Annotated in this window: 25 protein-coding genes; 23 read left to right on the forward strand and 2 right to left on the reverse strand. The window is 57.1% G+C overall.

The genetic code is table 11. From position 1 onward, the window contains the following. Positions 1-17: 17 nt before the first annotated feature. Both dnaN and dnaA read right to left on the reverse strand, forming a co-directional pair. On the reverse strand, positions 18-1121 hold the full coding sequence (gene dnaN, locus IQK56_RS09265) for a DNA polymerase III subunit beta (protein WP_150761155.1): 1104 nt from the start codon (positions 1119-1121) through the stop codon (positions 18-20). A gap of 38 nt (positions 1122-1159) precedes the next feature. Continuing rightward, positions 1160-2680, reverse strand: a complete 1521-nt coding sequence (dnaA, locus tag IQK56_RS09270) for a chromosomal replication initiator protein DnaA (protein ID WP_099586139.1) — start codon at positions 2678-2680, stop codon at positions 1160-1162. A 586-nt stretch (positions 2681-3266) separates the two neighbouring features. Here dnaA and rpmH point away from each other — a divergent pair. The 23 genes from rpmH (at position 3267) to IQK56_RS09385 (ending at position 25312) form a co-directional block, all read left to right on the forward strand. Next, the gene (gene rpmH / locus IQK56_RS09275) at positions 3267-3401 is read left to right on the forward strand and encodes a 50S ribosomal protein L34 (protein WP_003213577.1); all 135 of its coding nucleotides are present in this window, start codon (positions 3267-3269) and stop codon (positions 3399-3401) included. A 16-nt stretch (positions 3402-3417) separates the two neighbouring features. Further along, positions 3418-3822, forward strand: coding sequence for a ribonuclease P protein component (gene rnpA / locus IQK56_RS09280; RefSeq protein WP_053128141.1), 405 nt, complete (start codon positions 3418-3420; stop codon positions 3820-3822). Beyond that, positions 3815-4060, forward strand: a complete 246-nt coding sequence (gene yidD, locus IQK56_RS09285) for a membrane protein insertion efficiency factor YidD (RefSeq protein ID WP_010207715.1) — start codon at positions 3815-3817, stop codon at positions 4058-4060. Before rnpA ends, yidD begins: the two co-directional genes overlap by 8 nt. Positions 4061-4062: 2 nt before the next feature. Then, positions 4063-5745 (forward strand): membrane protein insertase YidC, encoded by a 1683-nt coding sequence (gene yidC, locus IQK56_RS09290; RefSeq protein WP_193862178.1) that lies wholly within the window; start codon positions 4063-4065, stop codon positions 5743-5745. Between the two features lie 79 nt (positions 5746-5824). Continuing rightward, entirely contained in the window at positions 5825-7195 is a 1371-nt protein-coding gene (gene mnmE, locus IQK56_RS09295; RefSeq protein WP_122306931.1) for a tRNA uridine-5-carboxymethylaminomethyl(34) synthesis GTPase MnmE, read from the forward strand. Between the two features lie 550 nt (positions 7196-7745). Beyond that, positions 7746-9638, forward strand: a complete 1893-nt coding sequence (mnmG, locus tag IQK56_RS09300; protein WP_193862179.1) for a tRNA uridine-5-carboxymethylaminomethyl(34) synthesis enzyme MnmG — start codon at positions 7746-7748, stop codon at positions 9636-9638. Beyond that, a complete protein-coding gene (rsmG, locus tag IQK56_RS09305) occupies positions 9635-10279 on the forward strand; it encodes a 16S rRNA (guanine(527)-N(7))-methyltransferase RsmG (protein ID WP_122306933.1) in 645 nt (214 codons plus the stop codon). Before mnmG ends, rsmG begins: the two co-directional genes overlap by 4 nt. 18 nt (positions 10280-10297) lie before the next feature. Then, positions 10298-11095 (forward strand): ParA family protein, encoded by a 798-nt coding sequence (locus IQK56_RS09310; protein WP_032885161.1) that lies wholly within the window; start codon positions 10298-10300, stop codon positions 11093-11095. A 9-nt stretch (positions 11096-11104) separates the two neighbouring features. Next, positions 11105-11977: a ParB/RepB/Spo0J family partition protein gene (locus IQK56_RS09315; RefSeq protein WP_017135124.1), complete on the forward strand. Its 873-nt coding sequence runs from the start codon at positions 11105-11107 to the stop codon at positions 11975-11977. 148 nt (positions 11978-12125) lie between these two features. Next, on the forward strand, positions 12126-12533 hold the full coding sequence (locus IQK56_RS09320) for a F0F1 ATP synthase subunit I (RefSeq protein WP_010565865.1): 408 nt from the start codon (positions 12126-12128) through the stop codon (positions 12531-12533). Between the two features lie 16 nt (positions 12534-12549). After that, positions 12550-13419: a F0F1 ATP synthase subunit A gene (gene atpB / locus IQK56_RS09325; protein ID WP_017736231.1), complete on the forward strand. Its 870-nt coding sequence runs from the start codon at positions 12550-12552 to the stop codon at positions 13417-13419. 133 nt (positions 13420-13552) lie between these two features. Then, positions 13553-13810, forward strand: coding sequence for a F0F1 ATP synthase subunit C (gene atpE, locus IQK56_RS09330; RefSeq protein WP_002555987.1), 258 nt, complete (start codon positions 13553-13555; stop codon positions 13808-13810). A 56-nt stretch (positions 13811-13866) separates the two neighbouring features. Then, entirely contained in the window at positions 13867-14337 is a 471-nt protein-coding gene (locus IQK56_RS09335; protein ID WP_008439543.1) for a F0F1 ATP synthase subunit B, read from the forward strand. 12 nt (positions 14338-14349) lie between these two features. After that, positions 14350-14886: a F0F1 ATP synthase subunit delta gene (locus tag IQK56_RS09340; RefSeq protein WP_017528669.1), complete on the forward strand. Its 537-nt coding sequence runs from the start codon at positions 14350-14352 to the stop codon at positions 14884-14886. 21 nt (positions 14887-14907) lie between these two features. Beyond that, positions 14908-16452, forward strand: coding sequence for a F0F1 ATP synthase subunit alpha (gene atpA / locus IQK56_RS09345; protein WP_003177064.1), 1545 nt, complete (start codon positions 14908-14910; stop codon positions 16450-16452). Positions 16453-16502: 50 nt separating this feature from the next. Then, positions 16503-17363 carry a F0F1 ATP synthase subunit gamma gene (atpG, locus tag IQK56_RS09350; protein WP_028618578.1) on the forward strand — a complete coding sequence of 287 codons (861 nt, stop codon included), beginning with the start codon at positions 16503-16505 and terminating at the stop codon, positions 17361-17363. A 27-nt stretch (positions 17364-17390) separates the two neighbouring features. Further along, positions 17391-18767 carry a F0F1 ATP synthase subunit beta gene (gene atpD, locus IQK56_RS09355; RefSeq protein ID WP_003177062.1) on the forward strand — a complete coding sequence of 459 codons (1377 nt, stop codon included), beginning with the start codon at positions 17391-17393 and terminating at the stop codon, positions 18765-18767. Between the two features lie 44 nt (positions 18768-18811). Further along, entirely contained in the window at positions 18812-19228 is a 417-nt protein-coding gene (locus tag IQK56_RS09360; protein ID WP_003177061.1) for a F0F1 ATP synthase subunit epsilon, read from the forward strand. A 123-nt stretch (positions 19229-19351) separates the two neighbouring features. Then, positions 19352-20719, forward strand: coding sequence for a bifunctional UDP-N-acetylglucosamine diphosphorylase/glucosamine-1-phosphate N-acetyltransferase GlmU (gene glmU, locus IQK56_RS09365; RefSeq protein WP_150674556.1), 1368 nt, complete (start codon positions 19352-19354; stop codon positions 20717-20719). A 228-nt stretch (positions 20720-20947) separates the two neighbouring features. After that, positions 20948-21715 (forward strand): DeoR/GlpR family DNA-binding transcription regulator, encoded by a 768-nt coding sequence (locus IQK56_RS09370; RefSeq protein ID WP_193862180.1) that lies wholly within the window; start codon positions 20948-20950, stop codon positions 21713-21715. A 10-nt stretch (positions 21716-21725) separates the two neighbouring features. Next, entirely contained in the window at positions 21726-23558 is a 1833-nt protein-coding gene (gene glmS, locus IQK56_RS09375; RefSeq protein WP_122306938.1) for a glutamine--fructose-6-phosphate transaminase (isomerizing), read from the forward strand. A gap of 60 nt (positions 23559-23618) precedes the next feature. Continuing rightward, positions 23619-23984, forward strand: coding sequence for an avidin-fold protein (locus IQK56_RS09380; RefSeq protein ID WP_150674613.1), 366 nt, complete (start codon positions 23619-23621; stop codon positions 23982-23984). A 125-nt stretch (positions 23985-24109) separates the two neighbouring features. Further along, positions 24110-25312, forward strand: a complete 1203-nt coding sequence (locus IQK56_RS09385; protein ID WP_246500186.1) for a Fic family protein — start codon at positions 24110-24112, stop codon at positions 25310-25312. Positions 25313-25317: the final 5 nt, after the last annotated feature.

Consider the following 25317-nt stretch of genomic DNA (forward strand, 5'->3'; position numbering starts at 1 on the left):
GCGTCTGCTGAGCATGATTACAGGCGCATCGGCATAACAACATAAGCCGAATCATCGTTGTCGGATTCCTGCACAAGGGCGCTGCTGTTGGAGTCGGACAGGATCAGGCGCACCTGTTCAGTGGTCATCACACCCAGTACGTCCAGCAGGTAGCTCACGTTGAAGCCGATTTCCAACGAACCGCCGTTGTAGTCAACGCCTACTTCTTCTTCCGCCTCTTCCTGCTCCGGGTTATTGGCCTGGATTTTCAGCTGACCGTTGGCCAGTTGCAGACGAATACCACGGTATTTTTCGTTGGACAGAATCGCTGTACGGCTGAACGCTTCACGCAGTGCCTGACGATCGCCGATCACCAACTTGTCACCGCCTTTAGGCAGCACGCGCTCGTAATCGGGGAATTTGCCGTCGACCAGCTTTGACGTGAAGGTGAACTCGCCGGTGGTGGCGCGAATGTGGTGCTGACCCAATACGATGCTGACATTGCCATCCGGCTCGGTGAGCAGGCGCGCCAGTTCAAGAATACCTTTACGCGGCACGATTACCTGGTGACGGTCTGGCTGACCGATATCGGCACGCATTGAGCACATCGCCAGACGATGACCATCGGTGGCCACTGCACGGATAATGCCTTCGGATACTTCCAGCAACATACCATTGAGGTAGTAACGCACGTCCTGCTGGGCCATGGCGAAGCTGGTGCGCTCGATCAAACGACGCAGTCTGCTTTGCTCCAGGCTGCACGTCAGCGAGCCCGGGCCTTCTTCCACGGTTGGGAAGTCATTGGCCGGCAAGGTCGACAACGTGAAACGGCTGCGACCGGCCTTGACCACCAACTTTTGCTCATCAACCTTGATGTCGATCAGCGCGTCGTTCGGCAGGCTTTTGCAGATGTCCATCAGCTTGCGTGCCGGCACGGTGATCTCGCCGGGTTCAGCAGGCTCTTCCAGCTGCACGCGGCCAACCAATTCGACTTCCAGGTCGGTACCAGTCAGGGACAACTGCTGGCCTTGGACAACCAGCAATACGTTGGAGAGCACCGGCAAGGTCTGTCGGCGCTCGACGACGCCTGCGACCAGTTGCAGGGGTTTCAACAGGGCTTCGCGTTGAATGGTGAAATGCATGGTCTAGTCCCTTGCCTTAATAAGCTGCGCTGGTGTCATCAAGTGGTCAGTGTACGCAGCAGGTTCTTGTAGTCCTCGCGAATATCCGCGTCGGATTCCTTAAGTTCGTTGATCTTGCGGCATGCGTGCAAGACCGTAGTGTGGTCGCGACCACCAAACACATCGCCGATTTCCGGCAGGCTGTGGTTGGTCAACTCCTTGGAGAGGGCCATGGCCACCTGGCGCGGACGAGCCACCGAGCGCGAACGGCGCTTGGACAGCAGATCGGAAATCTTGATTTTGTAGTACTCGGCCACGGTGCGCTGGATGTTGTCCACACTCACCAGTTTGTCCTGCAGTGCCAGCAAGTCTTTCAGGGATTCGCGAATCAGCTCGATGGTGATGTCGCGACCCATGAAGTGCGAGTGAGCGATGACCCGCTTGAGCGCGCCCTCCAGCTCACGCACGTTGGAGCGAATGCGTTGGGCGATAAAGAAAGCGGCGTCGTGTGGCAGATCGACTTTCGCCTGATCGGCCTTTTTCATCAGGATCGCAACACGGGTTTCCAGCTCCGGCGGCTCGACTGCTACGGTCAGGCCCCAGCCGAAGCGCGATTTCAAGCGCTCTTCCAGGCCTTCGATTTCCTTCGGATAACGGTCACTGGTCAAGATGACCTGTTGGCCGCCTTCGAGCAGGGCGTTGAACGTATGGAAAAACTCTTCCTGGGAACGCTCCTTGCGTGCGAAGAATTGGATGTCATCGATCAGCAAGGCGTCAACGGAACGATAGAAGCGCTTGAACTCGTTGATGGCATTGAGCTGCAAGGCCTTGACCATGTCAGCCACGAAGCGCTCCGAGTGCAGGTACACGACCTTGGCATTCGGGTTCTTCTTTAATAGGTGGTTACCCACAGCGTGCATCAAGTGAGTCTTACCCAAGCCCACGCCACCATAAAGGAACAGCGGGTTGTAACCGTGCTTGGGGTTATCCGCCACTTGCCAGGCCGCGGCGCGAGCAAGCTGGTTGGATTTACCTTCGACGAAATTTTCGAAGGTAAAGGTGCGGTTCAGGTAACTGGTGTGCTTGAGCGCGCCTTCTACCTGCACTGTGCGCTGTTCGGCGCGAACCGGTGCCTGTTGCGAGCTGGCGCCAGCCATTGGGTCGAAGCTGTCGCGAGACGGCTCTTCATTAATAGGCGCATTTTTCTGCGACGCTGATTTCGAAGGCGTCTGGGCAAGCGGCGCAGGCGAATTGTTAACAGGTGCCACTGCGGCCTGAGCCTGCGAGGCACTCGCCGCCAATGGCGCATTCGGCGCAGCGCGAGGCGCCGAGCTGCGTTTGCTGCCTATTAACAAGGAGAGAACGGGCGCGAGACCGTTGCCATGTTCGTCGAGCAATTCGAGAACGCGGCTCAGGTACTTTTCGTTGACCCAGTCGAGAACGAAACGGTTGGGCGCATAAACGCGCAACTCGTCGCCTTCGGCTTCGACCTGTAGCGGACGGATCCAGGTGTTGAATTGCTGGGCAGGCAGCTCATCGCGCAAAAGCTCTACGCACTGCTGCCAAAGTTCCACTGACACGGATATCCCCTAAGTTGAAAGCCGGTGAGGCAAAAACAGCCGCCATTGTAGCGGCGAGCCGCCCACTTATCCACATGTAGGTTGCCCACAGGGCACCCAAAATCAATGTCTTATCCGGGAAAAAGGCGACCAATGGTCTGTGCATAAGCTCTGTGGATAAGCGCCCCTGAGCTCGTTGCACAAGTGGGGGGGAAAGTCTGTGGGTAACCGGCCTGTGGATAACATGCCATTCCACACACAGCTTATCCGACAGCGCAGCACAGGCAGAGCACCGCTTCTCCCCCGTGTTGTCATCCTCTGTACACCACGTAGAATGTGGCCTTAAAGCAGTTATCCACAGAGGATGGCCTGCCTAGCTTTTATAAGCTTTACAGAAAAGCTTTAAATAACTTCCTTCTTTATTTTTATATCTATGACATTGCTCGTGGAAGGCAGGCGGATAGAAAACGGCGTTTTGCCCTATAGCGATCTAATTGAAGGAAAAGCTGGTTGGAAATTGACCTAGAGGCTTGCTTTCTCTAGAATCGCCGGTCTCTTAAAACGGGGGCCATTCCGGCCCGTTGTGGACGAACCAGGTAACAACGCCATGAAACGTACTTTCCAACCAAGCACCATCAAACGCGCCCGTACTCACGGCTTCCGTGCTCGCATGGCTACCAAGAACGGCCGTGCTGTCCTGTCGCGTCGCCGCGCCAAAGGTCGTGCGCGTCTGGCAGTTTGATAATCCGGTACTGGTGGTGAGTCAGGACTTCAGTCGGGAAAAGCGTTTGCTAACCCCCCGGCACTTCAAGGCAGTCTTTGACTCCCCCACCGGCAAGGTTCCGGGGAAAAATCTCCTGCTCCTTGCGCGTAACAACGATCTTGATCACCCCCGTCTCGGGTTGGTGATTGGCAAGAAGAGCGTAAAGCTCTCCGTTGAGCGCAATCGCCTCAAGCGTCTGATGCGCGAATCGTTTCGCCTCCACCAGGACACTCTGGTTGGTTGGGATATTGTTATCGTCGCGCGCAAAGGCTTGGGGGATGTAGAAAACCCCGAATTGATTCAGCATTTCGGCAAGCTCTGGAAACGTCTGGCGCGTACCAACAAGCCAGCACCAGCAGTCAGCACCGAAACTGTAGGGGTAGACAGCACCGATGCGTAAACTGGCACTCGTTCCGATCCAGTTTTATCGCTATGCCATTAGTCCTCTGATGGCCAGTCACTGTCGTTTCTACCCCAGTTGTTCCTGCTACGCGTTAGAGGCCATAGAAAATCATGGTCTTCTGCGCGGTGGCTGGCTGACCTTTCGTCGTTTAGGTCGCTGTCATCCGTGGAATCCCGGTGGTTATGACCCGGTTCCACCTATCCCTACCTCCCGTTCTTCTTCGATGGCCGAGTAATCATGGATATTAAACGCACGATCCTGATCGTCGCCCTGGCAATCGTGTCCTATGTCATGGTTCTTAAGTGGAACCAGGATTATGGCCAAGCTGCCCTGCCGACTCAGAATGTTGCTACCAATCAGGCTGCGCCGGCTATTCCGGACACTCCGTTGGGTACCAATGCGTCCGCGAGTGCCGATGTTCCCAGCGCGAATGGCGAGACAACCGCCCCTTTAGAAACGCCAGTGGTCACCAATAAAGACCTCATCCTTGTAAAAACGGATGTGCTCGACCTGGCTATCGATCCACAAGGTGGTGATATCGCGCAGTTGAAACTGCCGCTATATCCACGTCGCCAAGATCATCCAGATGTGCCGTTCCAACTGTTCGATAACGGCGGTGAACGTACTTATCTGGCGCAAAGCGGCCTGACCGGCACCAATGGTCCGGATGCGCGTGCTACCGGTCGTCCGGTTTATTCGACCGAAAAGAAGACTTATCAACTGGCTGATGGCCAAAATCAGTTGAACGTCGACCTGAAATTCAGTCTCGACGGCGTCAATTACATCAAGCGCTTCAGCTTCACTCGCGGTTTGTACGACTTGAAGGTCACTTACCTGATCGACAACACCAGCGAAAAACCTTGGAGCGGCAACCTGTTTGCCCAACTCAAGCGTGATGGCAGCTCGGATCCATCTTCCAGCACCGCCACCGGCACCGCGACTTACCTGGGCGCTGCCCTGTGGACAAGTAGCGAGCCGTACAAAAAAGTGTCGATGAAAGATATCGACAAGGGCGCGCTGAAAGAAACCGTCCAAGGCGGCTGGGTCGCCTGGTTGCAACACTACTTCGTGACCGCATGGATCCCGAACAAAGGTGAAGCCAACCTGGTTCAAACCCGTAAAGACAGCCAAGGCAACTACATCATCGGCTTTACTGGCCCGGCGCTGACCGTCGCACCAGGTGCCAACGCTGAAACCAGCGCTACCCTTTACGCCGGCCCGAAAAGCCAGGCCGTACTGAAAGAGTTGTCCCCAGGTCTGGAACTGACTGTGGATTACGGCATTCTGTGGTTCATTGCCCAGCCGATCTTCTGGCTGCTGCAACATATCCACAGCATTGTGGGTAACTGGGGCTTCTCGATCATCTTCCTGACCATGCTGATCAAGGGGATCTTCTTCCCTCTGTCGGCTGCCAGCTACAAGTCGATGGCGCGTATGCGTGCCGTGGCCCCGAAACTGGCCGCGTTGAAAGAGCAACATGGTGATGACCGGCAGAAAATGTCGCAGGCCATGATGGAGCTGTACAAGAAAGAGAAGATCAACCCGCTGGGTGGATGCTTGCCGATCCTCGTGCAGATGCCAGTGTTCCTTTCGTTGTACTGGGTACTCCTGGAAAGCGTGGAAATGCGCCAGGCACCGTTCATGCTGTGGATAACTGACCTGTCGATTAAAGACCCGTTCTTTATCCTGCCGATCATCATGGGCGCCACCATGTTCATCCAGCAGCGTCTGAACCCAACACCGCCGGATCCGATGCAGGCCAAGGTGATGAAAATGATGCCAATCATCTTCACCTTCTTCTTCCTGTGGTTCCCAGCTGGTCTGGTTCTGTACTGGGTGGTCAACAACGTATTGTCGATCTCTCAACAGTGGTACATCACACGTAAAATCGAAGCGGCTACCAAAAAAGCCGAGGCGTAATTTACTCTGTGGATAACCACTCAAGACGCCCCCTAGTGGGGCGTTTTGCTTTCCGTCACTTTTGTTCTGGAACCTGCTGATGAGCGCTCCTCGTGAAACCATCGCTGCTGTCGCTACCGCTCAAGGTCGCGGCGGCGTGGGCATCGTTCGAATTTCAGGGCCGCTCGCCGGCGTGGCAGCACAGGCCATCAGTGGCCGGGAGTTGAAACCGCGTTATGCCCATTACGGCCCGTTTCTGGATGCAGACCAAAGCGTGTTGGATGAGGGCCTGGCCCTTTATTTCCCTGGGCCGAACTCGTTCACCGGTGAAGATGTTCTGGAATTACAGGGTCACGGTGGTCCTGTGGTCCTCGATATGCTGCTGCAGCGCTGCCTGCAACTCGGCTGCCGGCTGGCCCGCCCAGGTGAATTCAGCGAACGGGCATTCCTCAACGACAAACTTGACCTGGCCCAGGCCGAAGCCATTGCCGACTTGATCGAAGCCAGTTCTGCACAGGCGGCACGCAATGCGCTGCGCTCGCTGCAAGGCGCGTTTTCCTTGCGTGTGCATAACCTGACGGAGCAATTGATCAGCTTGCGCATCTACGTGGAGGCGGCGATTGATTTTCCGGAAGAAGAAATCGACTTTCTCGCCGATGGCCACGTACTGGCAATGCTGGATAAAGTCCGCGAGGAGTTATCCACAGTACTGCGCGAGGCCGGGCAGGGCGCCTTGCTACGCGACGGTATGACGGTGGTGATCGCAGGCCGCCCGAATGCCGGCAAATCCAGTTTGCTCAATGCACTGGCCGGCCGTGAAGCGGCTATCGTTACCGAGATTGCGGGAACCACACGGGATATCTTGCGGGAACATATCCACATCGACGGCATGCCTCTCCACGTGGTCGACACCGCAGGGTTGCGTGACACCGATGACCAGGTGGAAAAGATCGGCGTGGAACGAGCGCTCAAGGCGATCGCCGAGGCCGATCGCGTGCTGCTCGTGGTAGACGCCACCGCACCTGAGGCTGTGGACCCTTTTGCACTCTGGCCGGAATTCCTGGAGCAACGGCCGGACCCGGCCAAGGTCACCTTGATCCGCAACAAGGCCGACCTGACGGGCGAAGCCATCGCCATGGAAACCAGCGAGGATGGCCATGTCACGATCAGCCTGAGTGCGAAGTCGGCTGGAGAAGGCCTGGAATTGCTGCGTGACCATCTCAAGGCCTGCATGGGCTACGAGCAGACCTCCGAAAGCAGCTTCAGTGCGCGTCGCAGGCACTTGGAGGCACTGCGTCATGCCAGCGCAGCCTTGGAGCACGGACGCGCTCAGCTGACCCTGGCGGGCGCTGGGGAGCTGCTGGCTGAAGATTTGCGCCAGGCACAGCAACTATTGGGAGAGATCACCGGCGCCTTCAGTTCCGATGATTTGTTGGGACGGATCTTTTCCAGCTTTTGCATCGGTAAATAACCCTTCGTTGTTCACAGACAGGCCATTCGCGCCTGTCTGTTTTGTCCGTTTCAGGGCACCTTTTCATTTTCTGACTCGTCCCTCACATCGAGGCGGCCTTGCCATGGGCGAAATTTAACCCGCCCTACGCATTTCTGTGGATTAAGCCCTGTGAATAACCGCCCCTGTGCCCAGTTGATAACAGGGCCTGAAACCTGAGCAAAAACCCGCCTGTGGATAACCACCTGTTTAATCCACAGGCTTAAAGCACTTATCCAAGGGCCTCATTGGCACATGACCACAGACTTTTGAATCTCTGTACACAACGTTAATAAAGGGCTGTAGAGATCTATCCACAGAAATGGTGCTCAGTAGAAATAAACATAAAAACAAAGATCTTATAAATTTCTTTCTTTTTAATTTCTATTGTCAGTGATTCATCCACAGCTGGTTAAATTTTGTGCAAAGGGTTCTTTAGGAAGGGCGAAGTCCCTATACTTGCCGCCAAAGCTCTAAAACTCTTTCAACAATCAATTCCTGATTACCTACATAAGCAGGCACGAGGTGCGTGGTGGATTTCCCTTCCCGTTTTGAAGTGATCGTCATCGGCGGCGGTCATGCCGGTACCGAGGCAGCACTGGCGTCAGCACGCATGGGCGTAAAAACCCTGTTGCTCACGCACAACGTGGAAACCCTCGGTGCAATGAGTTGCAACCCCGCCATTGGTGGGATCGGCAAAAGCCATTTGGTCAAGGAAATCGATGCCCTTGGCGGCGTCATGGCCATGGCGACCGACAAAGGTGGTATTCAATTTCGCGTGCTCAACAGCCGCAAAGGCCCGGCCGTGCGTGCTACTCGGGCACAAGCCGACCGTATCCTGTACAAGGCCGCGGTACGTGAAACCCTGGAAAACCAGCCGAACCTGTGGATATTTCAACAGGCAGCCGACGACCTGATCGTCGAACAAGACGTGGTGAAGGGCGTCGTTACCCAAATGGGTCTGCGTTTTTTCGCTGAATCCGTGGTGTTGACCACCGGTACGTTCCTGGGCGGACTTATCCACATCGGCATGCAAAATTATTCCGGTGGCCGAGCCGGTGATCCGCCGTCGATTGCCCTGGCAAAACGCCTGCGTGAATTGCCGCTGCGTGTCGGTCGCCTGAAAACCGGGACCCCACCACGTATTGATGGGCGTTCTGTGGATTTCTCGATGATGACCGAGCAAGCCGGCGATACGCCGATCCCGGTGATGTCGTTCATGGGCTCCAAAGAACAGCACCCCAAACAGGTAAGCTGCTGGATTACCCACACCAATGCCAGAACTCACGAGATCATTGCCGCGAACCTCGACCGTTCGCCGATGTATTCCGGTGTGATCGAGGGGATTGGCCCACGCTACTGCCCCTCGATTGAAGACAAAATCCACCGCTTTGCCGACAAGGACAGCCACCAGGTCTTCATCGAGCCCGAAGGCTTGACCACTCACGAGCTGTATCCGAACGGGATTTCCACTTCCCTGCCGTTCGACGTGCAAATTCAGATCGTGCAATCGATTCGCGGCATGGAAAACGCGCACATCGTGCGCCCCGGTTATGCCATCGAGTACGACTACTTCGATCCGCGGGACCTGAAGTACAGCCTGGAAACCAAAGTGATCGGCGGGCTGTTCTTCGCCGGCCAAATCAACGGCACAACCGGTTACGAAGAAGCCGGCGCCCAAGGTTTGCTGGCCGGGACCAACGCGGCACTGCGTGCACAGGGCAAAGACAGCTGGTGCCCGCGTCGCGATGAAGCGTACATCGGCGTGTTGGTCGACGACCTGATTACCCTGGGTACCCAGGAACCGTATCGGATGTTTACGTCGCGAGCGGAATACCGCCTGATCCTGCGTGAAGACAACGCCGACCTGCGCTTGACCGAAAAAGGCCGCGAACTGGGTCTGGTCGATGACGCACGCTGGGCAGCCTTTTGCAAAAAACGCGAAAGCATTGCACTGGAAGAGCAGCGCCTGAAAAGCACCTGGGTTCGCCCAGGCACTGAGCAGGGCGACGCAATCGCCGAAAAATTCGGCACGCCGCTGACCCACGAGTACAACTTGCTGAATCTGCTGTCCCGTCCGGAAATCGACTACGCTGGCTTGGTCGAAGTGACGGGGGGCGGCGCAGAAGATCCACAGGTCGCCGAGCAGGTCGAAATCAAGACCAAATATGCCGGTTACATTGATCGCCAGCAGGACGAGATTGCTCGACTGCGCGCCAGTGAAGACACCAAGTTGCCTCTGGATATCGACTACACCGGGATTTCCGGTCTGTCGAAAGAAATTCAAAGCAAGCTGGGGATAACTCGACCAGAAACCCTGGGCCAGGCTTCACGTATCCCCGGCGTCACTCCGGCAGCCATTTCGCTGTTGATGATTCATTTGAAAAAACGCGGCGCGGGCCGTCAGTTGGAGCAAAGCGCTTGAGTTCGTTGGTCACCTCGCAACATGCCGAAGAGTTATCCACAGGTGCACGCCAGTTGGGCGTTGATCTGACCGCAGTCCAGCACGAGTTGCTGCTGGGCTATCTGGCCCTGTTGATCAAATGGAACAAGGCTTACAACCTCACTGCAGTGCGCAATCCCGACGAGATGGTGTCCCGGCATTTGCTCGACAGCCTGAGCGTGATGCCGTTTATCGAAAACGGTCGCTGGTTGGACGTGGGCAGTGGCGGCGGCATGCCGGGTATTCCCCTGGCCATCCTGTTTCCCGAGTCCCAAGTGACTTGCCTGGACAGCAATGGCAAGAAAACCCGCTTCCTGACTCAGGTCAAACTCGAACTCAAGCTGGATAACCTCCACGTTATCCACAGCCGTGTTGAAGAATTCACGCCTGAACGGCCTTTCAACGGAATTGTTTCCCGGGCGTTCAGCAGCATGGAGAACTTCAGCAACTGGACACGCCACTTGGGTGACCGCGATACCCGCTGGCTGGCAATGAAGGGCGTCCATCCAAGCGATGAGCTGTTAGCATTGCCGACAGACTTCCACCTCGATAGCGAACACGCCTTGGCCGTACCCGGTTGCCAAGGCCAACGCCATCTGCTGATACTGCGCCGCACGGCATGATTGGGAACACAAGCAAGAATGGCTAAGGTATTCGCGATAGCGAACCAGAAAGGTGGCGTGGGCAAAACCACCACCTGCATCAACCTCGCAGCATCCCTGGTCGCGACCAAGCGCCGGGTGCTGTTGATCGATCTCGATCCACAGGGCAACGCCACCATGGGTAGCGGTGTGGATAAACACGGCCTGGAAAACTCGGTCTATGACTTGCTGATCGGCGAGTGCGACCTGGCCCAGGCCATGCACTATTCCGAACACGGCGGTTATCAACTGCTGCCGGCCAACCGCGATTTGACCGCGGCGGAAGTGGTGCTGCTGGAAATGCAGATGAAAGAAAGCCGTCTGCGCAGCGCTTTGGCGCCGATCCGCGAGAACTACGACTACATTTTGATCGACTGCCCACCGTCGCTGTCGATGCTCACACTCAACGCGTTGGTGGCTGCCGATGGGGTGATTATCCCCATGCAGTGCGAGTACTACGCGCTGGAAGGTTTGAGCGACCTTGTGGATAACATCAAGCGTATTGCCGAGTTGCTCAACCCGAACCTGCAGATCGAAGGCTTGCTGCGCACCATGTTCGACCCGCGCCTGAGCCTGATGAACGATGTGTCGGCACAGCTCAAGGAACACTTCGGCGAGCAGCTTTACGACACGGTGATTCCGCGCAACATTCGTCTGGCCGAAGCGCCAAGCTATGGCATGCCTGCGTTGGCGTACGATAAATCGTCCCGTGGCGCCATTGCCTACCTGGCTCTGGCTGGCGAGATGGTTCGCCGCCAACGCCGCAACTCCCGCACCGCTGCAGCCCAGCCAACTTAAGGAATCCCCATGGCCGTCAAGAAACGAGGTCTCGGACGTGGACTGGATGCACTGCTGAGTGGTCCGACCGTCACATCGCTTGAAGAACAAGCGGTGCAGGCCGACGAGCGCGAGCTGCAGCACTTGCCCCTGGACCTGATCCAGCGCGGCAAATACCAGCCACGCCGGGACATGGATCCACAGGCGCTGGAAGAGCTGGCCAACTCGATCAAGGCCCAGGGCGTGATGCAGCCGATCGTGGTGCGTCCGATTGGCGGTGGTCGTTTTGAAATTATTGCCGGTGAACGCCGGTGGCGTGCCAGCCAGCAGGCCGGCAAAGAGACCATCCCTGCGATGGTGCGTGATGTGCCGGATGAAACCGCCATCGCCATGGCGTTGATCGAGAACATCCAGCGTGAAGATCTCAATCCGGTCGAAGAAGCGATCGCATTGCAGCGTCTGCAGCAGGAATTCCAGTTGACCCAGCAACAAGTGGCCGACGCGGTGGGCAAATCCCGCGTCACCGTGTCCAACTTGCTGCGCCTGATCGCATTGCCGGAAGTCATCAAGACCATGTTGTCCCATGGCGACCTGGAAATGGGTCACGCCCGGGCTTTGCTCGGTTTGCCGGAAAATCAACAAGTTGAAGGGGCGCGACACGTTGTCGCACGAGGGCTCACCGTTCGTCAGACTGAAGCGCTGGTTCGCCAGTGGCTCAGTGGCAAACCTGCACCGGTCGAAACCGCCAAACCTGATCCGGATATCGCACGTCTTGAGCAACGCCTGGCCGAGCGCCTGGGCTCTGCGGTGCAGATTCGCCACGGCAAGAAGGGCAAAGGCCAATTGGTGATCGGATATAACTCCCTCGATGAGCTTCAGGGCGTCCTTGCCCACATCCGCTGAAACATTTGCTTATGTAGCGCGTGATCGGAAATCACTACCCGGCAGTTGAATAGGGGCAGAACCGCCCCTATACTCTGCGCGCATTTTGTCGGCACAAATTATGCCAAGTTATTGATTTCCGGCAGCCGACCATTGAGGAGCAAGAGTGATGGAAACCCGCACGCCAAACACGTTGCCGTTCCATCGCTTGGCCGTTTTCCCGGTTTTATTGGCTCAATTTGTCATCTTGCTGATCGCCGCATTGGCGCTTTGGTACTGGCATGGAGTCGTAGCCGGATATTCAGGACTCTGCGGAGGCCTGATAGCCTTGCTGCCCAATATGTATTTTGCTCACAGGGCCTTTCGGTTTTCCGGCGCCCGAGCAGCCCAGGCTATCGTCCGGTCTTTTTATGCTGGCGAGGCAGGGAAACTGATTTTGACGGCAGTGCTGTTTGCACTGACCTTTGCAGGTGTGAAGCCATTGGCGCCGCTGGCTGTATTCGGCGTCTTCGTGTTGACCCAACTGGTCAGCTGGTTCGCTCCCCTGCTAATGAAAACAAGACTTTCGAAACCTTAGGGCGTTTGAGGCAACCATGGCAGAAACAACCGCTTCGGGCTATATCCAGCACCACTTGCAGAACCTGACCTTCGGTCAGCTTCCCAACGGCGGCTGGGGCTTTGCCCACTCCGCAGCAGAAGCCAAAGAAATGGGCTTCTGGGCTTTCCACCTGGACACTCTGGGTTGGTCGGTCGCACTGGGTCTGATCTTCGTCCTGATTTTCCGCATGGCGGCAAAGAAGGCGACTTCGGGTCAGCCGGGTGCTTTGCAGAACTTCGTTGAAGTATTGGTCGAATTCGTCGATGGCAGCGTGAAAGACAGCTTCCATGGTCGTAGCCCGGTGATTGCACCGCTGGCGCTGACCATCTTCGTCTGGGTGTTCCTGATGAACGCCGTCGACCTGATCCCGGTTGACTGGATTCCTCAGTTGGCCATGGCGATTTCCGGCGATCCGCACATCCCATTCCGTGCCGTATCGACCACTGACCCTAACGCTACCCTGGGCATGGCCCTGTCGGTATTTGCGTTGATCATTTTCTACAGCATCAAGATCAAGGGCATCGGCGGCTTCATCGGCGAACTGACCCTGCACCCGTTCGGCAGCAAGAACATCTTTGTTCAAGCCCTGCTGATCCCGGTGAACTTCCTGCTGGAATTCGTGACCCTGATCGCCAAGCCGATTTCCCTGGCTCTGCGACTGTTCGGCAACATGTATGCCGGCGAGCTGGTGTTCATTCTGATCGCTGTGATGTTCGGCAGCGGCCTGCTCTGGCTTAGCGGCCTGGGCATTGTTCTGCAGTGGGCGTGGGCTGTGTTCCACATCCTGATCATTACCCTGCAGGCCTTCATCTTCATGATGCTGACCATCGTCTACCTGTCGATGGCGCACGAAGAGAACCATTAAGACCAGTCTCGACTAGTCTGATGTCCTTCCCGGTGAAACGGGAAGGTGGCCCACCAGGGCTATGAAACGATTTGTTTTACCGCTTTAAAATCTAAAAAACCTAAACCATACGACGTAAAAGTCGGGAGGAAAGATGGAAACTGTAGTTGGTCTAACCGCTATCGCTGTTGCACTGTTGATCGGCCTGGGCGCCCTGGGTACTGCCATTGGTTTCGGCCTGCTGGGCGGCAAGTTCCTGGAAGGCGCAGCGCGTCAGCCAGAAATGGTTCCAATGCTGCAAGTTAAAATGTTCATCGTCGCCGGCCTGCTCGACGCCGTGACCATGATCGGTGTTGGTATCGCTCTGTTCTTCACCTTCGCGAACCCTTTCGTTGGTCAACTCGCCGGTTAATCACTCGTCTTTTCGAGTGATTGGTGTGTTGTGCAACGAATGAGCGAGGTATTGGCGTGAACATTAATGCAACCATTATTGGTCAGTCCTTAGCGTTCTTGATTTTTGTCGTTTTCTGCATGAAGTTTGTATGGCCTCCGGTCATCGCAGCTCTGCACGAACGTCAGAAGAAGATCGCGGATGGACTGGACGCTGCAGCACGAGCAGCTCGCGACCTGGAGTTGGCCCAAGATAAAGCGGGTCAACAACTGCGCGAAGCGAAAGCTCAAGCAGCCGAAATCATTGAGCAAGCCAAGAAACGCGGTAACCAGATCGTTGAAGAGGCTGTTGAAAAAGCCCGTATCGACGCTGACCGTGTGAAGGTTCAGGCTCAGGCCGAGATCGAGCAGGAACTGAACGGTGTCAAAGACGCGCTGCGTGCCCAACTGGGTGCTCTGGCCGTTGGCGGTGCTGAGAAGATCCTGGGTGCCACAATCGATCAAAACGCGCACGCGGAGCTGGTTAACAAACTGGCTGCTGAAATTTAAGCGAGGGCGATCATGGCAGAATTGACCACGTTGGCCCGACCTTACGCTAAGGCAGCCTTCGAGCACGCCCAGGCCCACCAGCAGCTGGCCTCTTGGTCAGCCATGCTCGGCCTGGCTGCAGCAGTGTCGCAAGACGACACCATGCAGCGCGTGCTCAAGGCCCCGCGACTGACGAGCGCAGACAAGGCCGCCACTTTTATTGAAGTGTGCGGCGACAAGTTTGATGTGAAGGCACAGAACTTCATCAACGTCATTGCCGAAAACGACCGTCTCCTGCTTCTGCCGGAGATTGCCGCTCTGTTCGACCTGTACAAGGCCGAGCAAGAGAAATCGGTAGACGTTGAAGTGACCAGTGCTTTTGCATTGAACCAAGAACAGCAAGACAAACTCGCCAAGGTTCTCAGTGCACGACTCGACCGGGAAGTGCGCCTGCAAGTTGCGGAAGACCCATCCCTCATTGGGGGTGTTGTCATTCGCGCCGGCGACCTGGTTATCGATGGCTCGATTCGCGGCAAACTCGCGAATCTTGCCGAAGCATTGAAATCTTGAGTTTGAAGGGGCAGCAGAGCAATGCAGCAACTCAATCCTTCCGAAATAAGTGAAATTATCAAGGGCCGCATCGACAAGCTCGATGTGACCTCCCAAGCCCGTAACGAAGGCACTGTCGTCAGCGTATCTGACGGCATCGTGCGGATTCACGGTCTGGCCGACGTAATGTACGGCGAGATGATCGAGTTTCCGGGCGGCGTCTACGGTATGGCCCTCAACCTGGAGCAAGACTCCGTAGGTGCCGTTGTATTGGGCGCGTACACCAGTCTGGCTGAAGGCATGAGCGCCAAGTGCACAGGCCGCATCCTGGAAGTTCCGGTTGGTAAGGAACTGCTGGGTCGCGTAGTCGACGCACTGGGTAACCCTGTTGACGGCAAAGGTCCACTGGGCAACACCGAGACCGACGCGGTCGAGAAAGTTGCTCCAGGCGTGATCTGGCGTAAGTCGGTAGACCAGCCTGTACAGACTGGCTACAAGGCTGTCGATGCCATGATTCCTGTCGGCCGTGGCCAGCGTGAGCTGATCATCGGTGACCGTCAGATCGGTAAAACCGCTCTGGCAATCGACGCGATCATCAACCAGAAGAACAGCGGCATTTTCTGCGTCTACGTAGCTATTGGTCAGAAACAATCGACCATCGCCAACGTGGTGCGCAAGCTGGAAGAAAACGGCGCCCTGGCCAACACGATCATCGTGGCTGCCAGTGCTTCGGAATCTCCTGCGCTGCAATTCCTGGCACCGTACTCCGGTTGCACCATGGGTGAATTCTTCCGCGACCGCGGTGAAGACGCGCTGATCGTTTATGACGATCTGTCCAAGCAGGCAGTGGCTTATCGCCAAATCTCCCTGCTGCTGCGCCGTCCACCAGGCCGTGAAGCTTACCCAGGCGACGTGTTCTATCTCCACTCCCGTCTGCTGGAGCGCGCATCCCGCGTTTCGGAAGAGTACGTAGAGAAGTTCACCAACGGCGCAGTGACCGGCAAAACCGGTTCCCTGACCGCACTGCCGATCATCGAAACCCAGGCTGGCGACGTTTCCGCGTTCGTTCCGACCAACGTGATTTCCATCACCGACGGTCAGATCTTCCTGGAATCGGCCATGTTCAACTCGGGCATCCGTCCTGCAGTGAACGCCGGTGTTTCGGTATCCCGTGTGGGTGGTGCCGCTCAGACCAAGATCATCAAGAAGCTCTCCGGTGGTATCCGTACCGCTCTGGCTCAGTACCGTGAACTGGCGGCATTCGCCCAGTTCGCTTCTGACCTGGACGAAGCGACCCGTAAGCAACTTGAGCATGGTCAGCGCGTTACCGAGCTGATGAAGCAGAAGCAATACGCCCCAATGTCGATCGCTGACATGGCGTTGTCGCTGTATGCCGCTGAGCGTGGGTTCCTGACCGACGTTGAAATCGCCAAGGTCGGCAGCTTTGAACAAGCGCTGATTGCTTACTTCAACCGCGATCACGCCGAATTGATGGCGAAGATCAACGTGAAGGGTGACTTCAATGACGATATCGACGCTGGCATGAAAGCCGGTATCGAGAAGTTCAAGGCCACCCAAACCTGGTAAGCCGCAGCGGGAGCCGCAAGGCTCCCGCTTGCTAACCTGATAGGTGTTACATGGCAGGCGCAAAAGAGATTCGCAGTAAGATTGCGAGCATCAAAAGCACGCAAAAAATTACCAGCGCCATGGAAAAAGTGGCGGTCAGCAAAATGCGCAAGGCACAAATGCGCATGGCTGCTAGCCGTCCTTATGCGGAGCGTATCCGCCAGGTAATTGGGCATCTGGCCAACGCCAACCCGGAATACCGCCACCCGTTCATGATCGAGCGCGAAGTTAAGCGTGTGGGTTATGTGGTAGTGAGCAGTGACCGTGGTTTGTGCGGTGGTTTGAATACCAACCTGTTCAAGGCCCTGGTCAAGGACATGGCGGTAAACCGCGAAAACGGCGTCGAGATCGATCTGTGTGTCGTTGGTAGCAAGGGTGCGGCCTTTTTCCGCAACTTCGGCGGTAACGTCGTTGCAGCTATCAGCCACCTGGGTGAAGAGCCGTCGATCAATGATTTGATCGGCAGTGTGAAGGTGATGCTGGATGCGTACCTGGAAGGCCGGATTGACCGCCTGTCCGTGGTATCCAACAAGTTCATCAACACCATGACCCAGCAGCCAACCGTGGAGCAATTGATTCCACTGGTGGCGACTCCGGATCAGGAACTCAAGCACCACTGGGACTACCTCTACGAACCAGACGCCAAAGAGCTGCTTGACGGCTTGATGGTGCGCTACGTGGAGTCGCAGGTGTACCAGGCGGTGGTCGAGAACAACGCAGCTGAACAAGCGGCGCGGATGATCGCGATGAAAAACGCTACCGATAACGCCGGTGATCTGATCAGCGATTTGCAGCTGATCTACAACAAGGCGCGTCAGGCTGCGATCACCCAAGAGATCTCGGAAATCGTCGGCGGCGCTGCCGCGGTTTAACGGTTCAAATATTCAGAGGATCCAGCTATGAGTAGCGGACGTATCGTTCAAATCATCGGCGCCGTTATCGACGTGGAATTTCCACGCGACAGCGTACCGAGCATCTACAACGCGCTGAAAGTACAAGGCGCGGAAACTACTCTGGAAGTTCAGCAGCAGCTGGGCGACGGCGTAGTTCGTACCATTGCGATGGGTTCCACCGAAGGCTTGAAGCGCGGTCTGGACGTTATCGACTCTGGCGCTGCCATCTCCGTACCGGTCGGTAAAGCGACCCTGGGCCGGATCATGGACGTACTGGGCAACCCGATTGACGAAGCGGGTCCGATCGACACCGAAGAGCGTTGGGGCATTCACCGTCCAGCACCTTCGTTCGCGGAACAAGCTGGCGGCAACGACCTGCTGGAAACCGGCATCAAGGTTATCGACCTGGTTTGCCCGTTCGCCAAAGGCGGTAAAGTCGGTCTGTTCGGTGGTGCCGGTGTCGGCAAGACCGTAAACATGATGGAACTGATCCGTAACATCGCCATCGAGCACAGCGGTTATTCCGTGTTCGCCGGTGTGGGTGAGCGTACTCGTGAGGGTAACGACTTCTACCACGAGATGAAGGACTCCAACGTTCTGGACAAAGTGGCACTGGTTTACGGTCAGATGAACGAGCCGCCGGGTAACCGTCTGCGCGTAGCACTGACTGGCCTGACCATGGCCGAGAAGTTCCGTGACGAAGGTAACGACGTTCTGCTGTTCGTCGACAACATCTACCGTTACACCCTGGCCGGTACTGAAGTATCCGCACTGCTGGGCCGTATGCCTTCCGCAGTAGGCTACCAGCCGACCCTGGCTGAAGAGATGGGCGTTCTGCAAGAACGTATCACTTCGACCAAGGAAGGTTCGATCACTTCGATCCAAGCGGTATACGTACCTGCGGATGACTTGACCGACCCGTCGCCAGCGACCACCTTCGCCCACTTGGACGCCACCGTCGTTCTGTCCCGTGACATCGCTTCCCTGGGTATCTACCCAGCGGTCGATCCACTGGACTCGACTTCGCGCCAGCTGGACCCGAACGTGATCGGCCAGGAGCACTACGACACCGCTCGCGGCGTTCAGTACGTGCTGCAGCGTTACAAAGAACTGAAGGACATCATTGCGATCCTGGGTATGGACGAGCTGTCGGAAGCCGACAAGCAGTTGGTAAACCGTGCTCGTAAGATCCAGCGCTTCTTGTCGCAGCCGTTCTTCGTGGCTGAAGTCTTCACCGGTGCTTCGGGTAAATACGTTTCCCTGAAAGACACCATTGCTGGCTTCAAAGGCATCCTCAACGGTGACTACGACCACCTGCCAGAACAAGCGTTCTACATGGTCGGCGGCATCGAAGAAGCGATCGAGAAAGCCAAGAAACTGTAATCCAGGCGCCCGGCAACGGGCGCTCATCAGGTTGAGGCAATCAGATGGCTATGACAGTCCATTGCGATATCGTCAGCGCGGAAGGGGAAATCTTCTCCGGTCTGGTAGAAATGGTGATTGCACACGGCGAACTCGGTGACCTGGGTATTGCCATGGGCCACGCGCCGTTGATCACCAGCTTGAAGCCAGGTCCGATCACTCTGACCAAGCAAGGCGGGGAAAAGGAGGTGTTCTACATCTCCGGTGGTTTCCTTGAGGTTCAGCCGAACATGGTCAAGGTACTTGCCGACACTGTGCAACGTGCTGGCGACCTGGATGAAGCCTCCGCTCAGGAAGCCGTCAAGGCTGCCGAGAAGGCCCTGAACGAAAAGGGTGCGGACTTCGACTACAGCGCTGCTGCTGTACGTCTGGCCGAGGCTGCAGCCCAGCTGCGCACGCTCCAGCAGATCCGCAAGAAGTAAGCGGCCACGCCGTCATGCTTCATGTGCGATTGATTAAAAAGGGTAGCCTCGGCTACCCTTTTTCTTTTTTTGCAAAACACTTCTCTGGTCTGAACCCGGACCGCCCAGGATTGGTAGCCATTCATGTCTCTTGAAATCGTCATTCTCGCCGCAGGCCAGGGCACTCGCATGCGTTCAGCCCTGCCCAAGGTGCTGCACCCGGTGGCCGGCAACTCCATGCTTGGCCATGTTATCCACAGCGCCCGGCAGTTGGACCCGCAACGCATCCACGTAGTGATCGGCCACGGTGCCGATGCAGTGCGTGAGCGCCTGGCCGCGGACGACCTGAATTTCGTATTGCAGGACAAGCAACTGGGCACCGGCCACGCCACCGCGCAAGCCGTACCGTTCATCACCGCCGATACGGTACTGATCCTATATGGCGACGTGCCGCTGATCGAAGTGGAAACCCTGCAACGCCTGCTCAAGCACGTAGTGCCTGGCCAGATGGGACTGCTCACCGTTGAGCTGGAGGACCCCACTGGCTACGGGCGCATCGTGCGCAATGCTGACGGCAAGGTCGCCGCCATCGTTGAACACAAGGACGCCAGCGAAGCCCAACGCGCCATCACCGAAGGCAATACCGGGATTCTCGCCGTCCCTGCCAACAAGCTTGCTGACTGGATGAGCCGCCTGTCCAACAACAACGCCCAGGGCGAGTACTACCTCACCGACGTCATCGAGATGGCCGTGAGTGATGGCCTGCTGGTCGCCACCGAACAGCCCCACGACCCAATGGAAGTGCAGGGCGCCAACGACCGCAAGCAGCTTGCAGAGCTTGAGCGTCACTATCAGTTGCGCGAAGGCCGTCGCCTGATGGCTCAGGGCGTGACCCTGCGTGATCCGGCTCGCTTTGACGTGCGCGGCGAGGTGACCGTGGGCCGTGACGTGCTGATCGACATCAACGTGATCCTGGAAGGTCGCGTAATCATCGAAGACGACGTGGTGATTGGTCCGAACTGTGTGATCAAGGACAGCACCCTGCGCAAGGGCGTGGTGGTCAAGGCCAACAGCCATATCGACGGCGCGGTGATGGGCGAAGGCAGCGATGCCGGCCCGTTTGCACGGTTGCGTCCGGGCAGCGTGCTGGAGGCCAAGGCCCATGTGGGTAACTTTGTCGAACTGAAAAATGCCCACTTGGGTGAAGGCGCGAAAGCGGGTCATCTGACCTACCTGGGCGACGCAGTTATCGGTGCGCGTACTAACATCGGCGCCGGCACCATCACCTGCAACTACGATGGCGCCAACAAACACGTGACGGTGCTGGGCGAAGATGTGTTTATCGGCTCGAATAATTCGCTGGTAGCTCCGGTGAAGGTCGGCGATGGTGCCACCACGGCCGCCGGTTCCACTATCAACCAGGATGTGGATAACTTGCAGCTCGGCGTAGCCCGCGCCCGCCAACGCAACATCGACGGCTGGAAACGCCCGGTCAAAATCAAAAAGACCTGAGTTATCCACAGCCTTATCAGCGGTGCTATCCAAATGTGGGAGGGGGCTTGCCCCCGATGGCGGATTTTCAGTCAATGTTTTAGTCGGCTGATCTACTGCTATCGGGGGCAAGCCCCCTCCCACATTTGTCATGTGTTGTTCGAAAAATCTGGTCCCGACGCTTGACGATATCTCACCAATAGGTTTTGATTGCCTTCGTTATCTTTCGAAACGAAACTTATCATCACCATGTCGAAACGAAATACACCCCAGCGACGCCACAACATCCTTGCCTTGCTCAATGAACAGGGCGAAGTCAGCGTGGACGAACTGGCCAAACGTTTCGAAACCTCGGAAGTCACCATCCGCAAGGACCTGGCCGCCCTCGAAAGCAACGGCCTGCTACTGCGCCGCTACGGTGGCGCAGTCACCATGCCCCAGGAACTGGTCGGCGATGCCGCTCAGCCGATCTCGGCCCATAAGCGGGCGATTGCCCGCGCGGCGGTGATGCGTCTGCGTGAACACGCCCGCATCATCATCGACAGCGGCAGTACCACCGCCGCCATGATTCCAGAACTTGGCCACCAGCCTGGCCTCGTGGTGATGACCAACTCCCTGCACGTGGCCAGCGCCTTGAGCGAACTGGAACATGAGCCGGTGCTGTTGATGACCGGCGGCACCTGGGACCCGCACTCGGACTCGTTTCAGGGCCAGGTTGCCGAGCAGGTTTTGCGTTCCTACGACTTTGATCAACTGTTCATCGGAGCCGACGGCATCGATCTGCAGCGCGGTACCACCACCTTCAACGAACTGTTGGGCCTGAGCCGCGTGATGGCCGAGGTCGCCCGTGAAGTGGTGGTGATGGTCGAATCCGACAAGATCGGCCGCAAGATTCCCAACCTGGAACTGCCCTGGAGCAGCGTCCATACCCTTATCACCGATGATCGCCTGCCGCTTGAGGCCCGCGACCAGATCCAAGCCCGCGGCATTACGCTGATATGCGCGGCAATCATCTAGGAGAAACACCATGTGTGGAATTGTAGGCGCAGTCGCCGAACGTAACGTGACCGCGATTCTGATCGAAGGCCTCAAGCGCCTGGAATACCGTGGCTACGACAGCGCCGGTGTGGCCGTCTTCAGCAACGCCGGCAAGCTTGAGCGCATGCGTCGCCCAGGCAAGGTCAGCGAGTTGGAACAGGCTCTGGCTGGCGAGCCGCTGGTCGGCCGCCTGGGCATTGCCCACACCCGTTGGGCCACCCACGGTGCGCCTTGCGAACGCAACGCCCACCCGCACTTCTCCGGCGACCTGGCCGTGGTGCACAACGGCATCATCGAAAACCACGAAGTGCTGCGCGAGCAACTCAAGAGCCTGGGCTACGTGTTCACCTCGGACACCGACACCGAAGTCATCGCCCACCTGCTCAACCACAAGCTCAAGGACCACAGCGACCTGACCACCGCCCTCAAGGCCACGGTCAAGGAACTGCACGGCGCCTATGGCCTGGCCGTGGTCAGCGCCAGCCAACCCGACCGCGTGGTTGCCGCGCGCAGTGGCAGCCCGCTGGTGATCGGCCTGGGCCTGGGGGAAAACTTCCTCGCCTCCGATCAACTGGCCCTGCGCCAGGTGACTGACCGCTTCATGTACCTGGAAGAGGGCGATATTGCCGACATCCGCCGCGAAAGCGTGGCGATCTGGGACGTTAACGGTAACTCCGTCGAGCGCGAAGCCGTGCAATACCGTGACGGTGCCGAAGCCGCCGACAAAGGCGAATACCGCCACTTCATGCTCAAGGAAATCCACGAGCAACCGGCTGTGGTCCAACGCACATTGGAAGGTCGACTGAGCCAGAACCAAGTGCTGGTCAACGCGTTCGGCCCGCAAGCCGCCGAGCTGTTCGCCAAAGTGCGCAATGTGCAGATCGTCGCCTGTGGCACCAGCTATCACGCGGGTATGGTTGCCCGCTACTGGTTGGAAGAACTGGCCGGCATCCCTTGCCAGGTCGAAGTCGCCAGCGAATTCCGCTACCGCAAGGTGGTGGTGCAGCCCGATACCCTGTTCGTGACTATCTCCCAGTCCGGCGAAACCGCTGACACCCTGGCCGCCCTGCGCAACGCCAAGGAGCTGGGTTTCCTCGCCAGCCTGGCGATCTGCAACGTCAGCATCAGCTCGCTGGTGCGTGAGTCCGACCTGACCCTGCTGACCCAGGCTGGTCGCGAAATCGGCGTGGCTTCCACCAAAGCCTTCACCACCCAACTGGTCGGCCTGTTGCTGTTGACCCTGTCGCTGGGCCAAGTGCGCGGCACTCTGGCCGAAGGCGTCGAAGCGACCCTGGTGGAAGAACTGCGCCGCCTGCCGACCCGCCTGGGCGAAGCCCTGGCCATGGACAGCGTCGTGGAAAAAGTCGCCGAGCTGTTCGCCGACAAGAACCACACTCTGTTCCTCGGCCGTGGCGCGCAATACCCGGTGGCGATGGAAGGCGCCCTCAAGCTCAAGGAAATCTCGTACATCCACGCCGAAGCCTACCCGGCCGGCGAGCTCAAACACGGCCCACTGGCCCTGGTGGATGACGACATGCCAGTGGTCACCGTAGCGCCGAACAACGAACTGCTGGAAAAGCTCAAATCCAACCTGCAGGAAGTGCGCGCCCGTGGCGGCCAACTGGTGGTATTCGCTGATGAGAAAGCCGGCATGACCAACGGCGAAGGCACCCACGTCATCAACATGCCGCACATCAACGACACCCTGTCGCCGATCCTCTACACCATCCCGCTGCAACTGCTGTCGTACTACGTGGCCGTGCTCAAGGGTACCGACGTTGACCAGCCGCGCAACCTGGCCAAATCGGTGACGGTGGAGTAACACCCCACGCACCTGGAGGCTCGCCGGGTCTCCAGGTTTCAACGCAAGGACGCTACGTTGATCCCATCTTCCTTTCCCCAACCCGGCGAGCGTTTGCACAATCGCCGGTTTGCGGTCGCCAGCAACACCCATGGCCTTTCCGGTACCGGCACAGTGTTTCATTACCTTGTCGACGGCGATGCCATTTCCAGTACCTACCAAGGCGGCCGAATCCGCATGGGGACGCAAGTCGGTCGCGTCACCGGTGCCGACACCATTGAGCTGCTGTTTCAGTGCCTGACGTTGGACGGTGAGTTGCTGTCCGGATGGTCGCGAGGCACGGTCGCTGTGGATAAGTCTGGGCGTACCCGCCTGAGCTTTGTATGGGGTTGGTTGTCGGGTGCTACCGGAGGCGGGGAGTCGAACTACCTTGAATTAACCGGTTAGCAAAAAACAGAAAATAAATCGGAAAAATCTTGAGGAAAAAGATATATAGAACCCTCTATTAATCCCGCTAGTATTGGACTTAAAGGAAAAATAGATCCGAAAATAAATCGGAACAGGTGAGCAAAATGACGCATAAATTCATGTCCGGAAATCACTGGCTGGAACCTGTCTGGCCGTCCCCCGGTTTCCCTGCGTCGATTTTACGTACGGCAGAAACGCTGTCGTTTCGTGCTGGAAAACTCACCGGTTTACTGCCCGAGAGCACAGCGACCCGTATTGGCGGGCTGATGCGAATCACCAATAGTTATTACAGCAACCTGATTGAAGGTCAGTACACTGAGCCCGCCACGCTCTCAGCCCGGGTGCCGAGGCGCGAAAGCAAAGCATTGCGCGAGCTGGCCGAAAGTCATATCGGCGTTCAGGAGTTGCTGGAAAGGGCTGTGCGCAGAACGAAGTCAACAGAGGTCCCTTGGTCTGTTTTCTATGCACCTCAATTTTTATCTTCAATCCATCGTCGCCTTTTCGCCGGCGCCAGCGATGAAGAGTTAGGACTCAGCGATGGCCGCATGCTTGTACCGGGCCAATTGAGGGATACAACACAACGTAATGTGCTGGTTGGTGATCATGCCGCGCCTGCGTGGGAGTCTGTCACCCCCATGCTCACCCGCCTTCAACAGGTATATGGTGGGCAACCTGATCTCACCTCCCGAATTCTTAGCTCGCTTGCTTACCACCACCGTCTTGCGTTCGTTCACCCATTTGAAGACGGCAATGGACGCGTGGTGCGCATGATTACCCATTTGCAGTTGATGCGACTTGGGCTCGCATCGCCTTTTTGGTCACTTTCCCGAGGGCTGGCACGAAAACAGGACGAATACTACGCACGCTTGCGTGTCGCTGATCAGGCTCGTCGAGGGGATCTCGACGGTCGTGGTCAGCTCACTCAGGGTGGGCTGTTCGAGTTTGTAGAGTTCATGCTTCAGGTCTGTATTGACCAAATAGAATATGTTGAACAGGCGATGGATCTTGTAAACCTGCGTCGCCGGCTTGAGAAAGTGATTGGGCTTGAAGGGCGGTTTGTGGAATCTGGGGTCAAGCAAGAAATGGCCAAGGCAATCCATATCTTGCTTACGCAGGGAGAGATCGCCCGTGCGGACTTCAAAGTGTTCTCCGGTCTGCATGACCGCGTGGCGAGCGACCAGCTCAAGAAATTGATTGATATGGGGGTGGTCGAAGCGCCGTCGGCGAAATCACGCTCAATTTTTCCTGGGTTGCCCGTCTGGTTCGCTCAGATGATATTCCCGGATCTGCACCGGCGCTTTTACTGAACCAG

The organism is Pseudomonas cyclaminis (genome assembly GCF_015163715.1).
GTDB lineage: Bacteria > Pseudomonadota > Gammaproteobacteria > Pseudomonadales > Pseudomonadaceae > Aquipseudomonas > Aquipseudomonas cyclaminis.

Bases quoted from the DNA above. Each gene is read 5' to 3' on its own strand.
- atpE (WP_002555987.1), top strand. From the start codon at position 13,553: ATGGAAACTGTAGTTGGTCTAACCGCTATCGCTGTTGCACTGTTGATC.
- rpmH (WP_003213577.1), top strand. From the start codon at position 3,267: ATGAAACGTACTTTCCAACCAAGCACCATCAAACGCGCCCGTACTCAC.
- IQK56_RS09310 (WP_032885161.1), top strand. From the start codon at position 10,298: ATGGCTAAGGTATTCGCGATAGCGAACCAGAAAGGTGGCGTGGGCAAA.
- atpD (WP_003177062.1), top strand. From the start codon at position 17,391: ATGAGTAGCGGACGTATCGTTCAAATCATCGGCGCCGTTATCGACGTG.
- yidC (WP_193862178.1), top strand. From the start codon at position 4,063: ATGGATATTAAACGCACGATCCTGATCGTCGCCCTGGCAATCGTGTCC.
- glmS (WP_122306938.1), top strand. From the start codon at position 21,726: ATGTGTGGAATTGTAGGCGCAGTCGCCGAACGTAACGTGACCGCGATT.
- IQK56_RS09320 (WP_010565865.1), top strand. From the start codon at position 12,126: ATGGAAACCCGCACGCCAAACACGTTGCCGTTCCATCGCTTGGCCGTT.
- mnmE (WP_122306931.1), top strand. From the start codon at position 5,825: ATGAGCGCTCCTCGTGAAACCATCGCTGCTGTCGCTACCGCTCAAGGT.
- atpA (WP_003177064.1), top strand. From the start codon at position 14,908: ATGCAGCAACTCAATCCTTCCGAAATAAGTGAAATTATCAAGGGCCGC.
- IQK56_RS09315 (WP_017135124.1), top strand. From the start codon at position 11,105: ATGGCCGTCAAGAAACGAGGTCTCGGACGTGGACTGGATGCACTGCTG.
- atpG (WP_028618578.1), top strand. From the start codon at position 16,503: ATGGCAGGCGCAAAAGAGATTCGCAGTAAGATTGCGAGCATCAAAAGC.
- atpB (WP_017736231.1), top strand. From the start codon at position 12,550: ATGGCAGAAACAACCGCTTCGGGCTATATCCAGCACCACTTGCAGAAC.
- IQK56_RS09360 (WP_003177061.1), top strand. From the start codon at position 18,812: ATGGCTATGACAGTCCATTGCGATATCGTCAGCGCGGAAGGGGAAATC.
- IQK56_RS09340 (WP_017528669.1), top strand. From the start codon at position 14,350: ATGGCAGAATTGACCACGTTGGCCCGACCTTACGCTAAGGCAGCCTTC.
- IQK56_RS09385 (WP_246500186.1), top strand. From the start codon at position 24,110: ATGACGCATAAATTCATGTCCGGAAATCACTGGCTGGAACCTGTCTGG.
- dnaN (WP_150761155.1), bottom strand. From the start codon at position 1,121: ATGCATTTCACCATTCAACGCGAAGCCCTGTTGAAACCCCTGCAACTG.
- IQK56_RS09370 (WP_193862180.1), top strand. From the start codon at position 20,948: ATGTCGAAACGAAATACACCCCAGCGACGCCACAACATCCTTGCCTTG.
- yidD (WP_010207715.1), top strand. From the start codon at position 3,815: ATGCGTAAACTGGCACTCGTTCCGATCCAGTTTTATCGCTATGCCATT.
- glmU (WP_150674556.1), top strand. From the start codon at position 19,352: ATGTCTCTTGAAATCGTCATTCTCGCCGCAGGCCAGGGCACTCGCATG.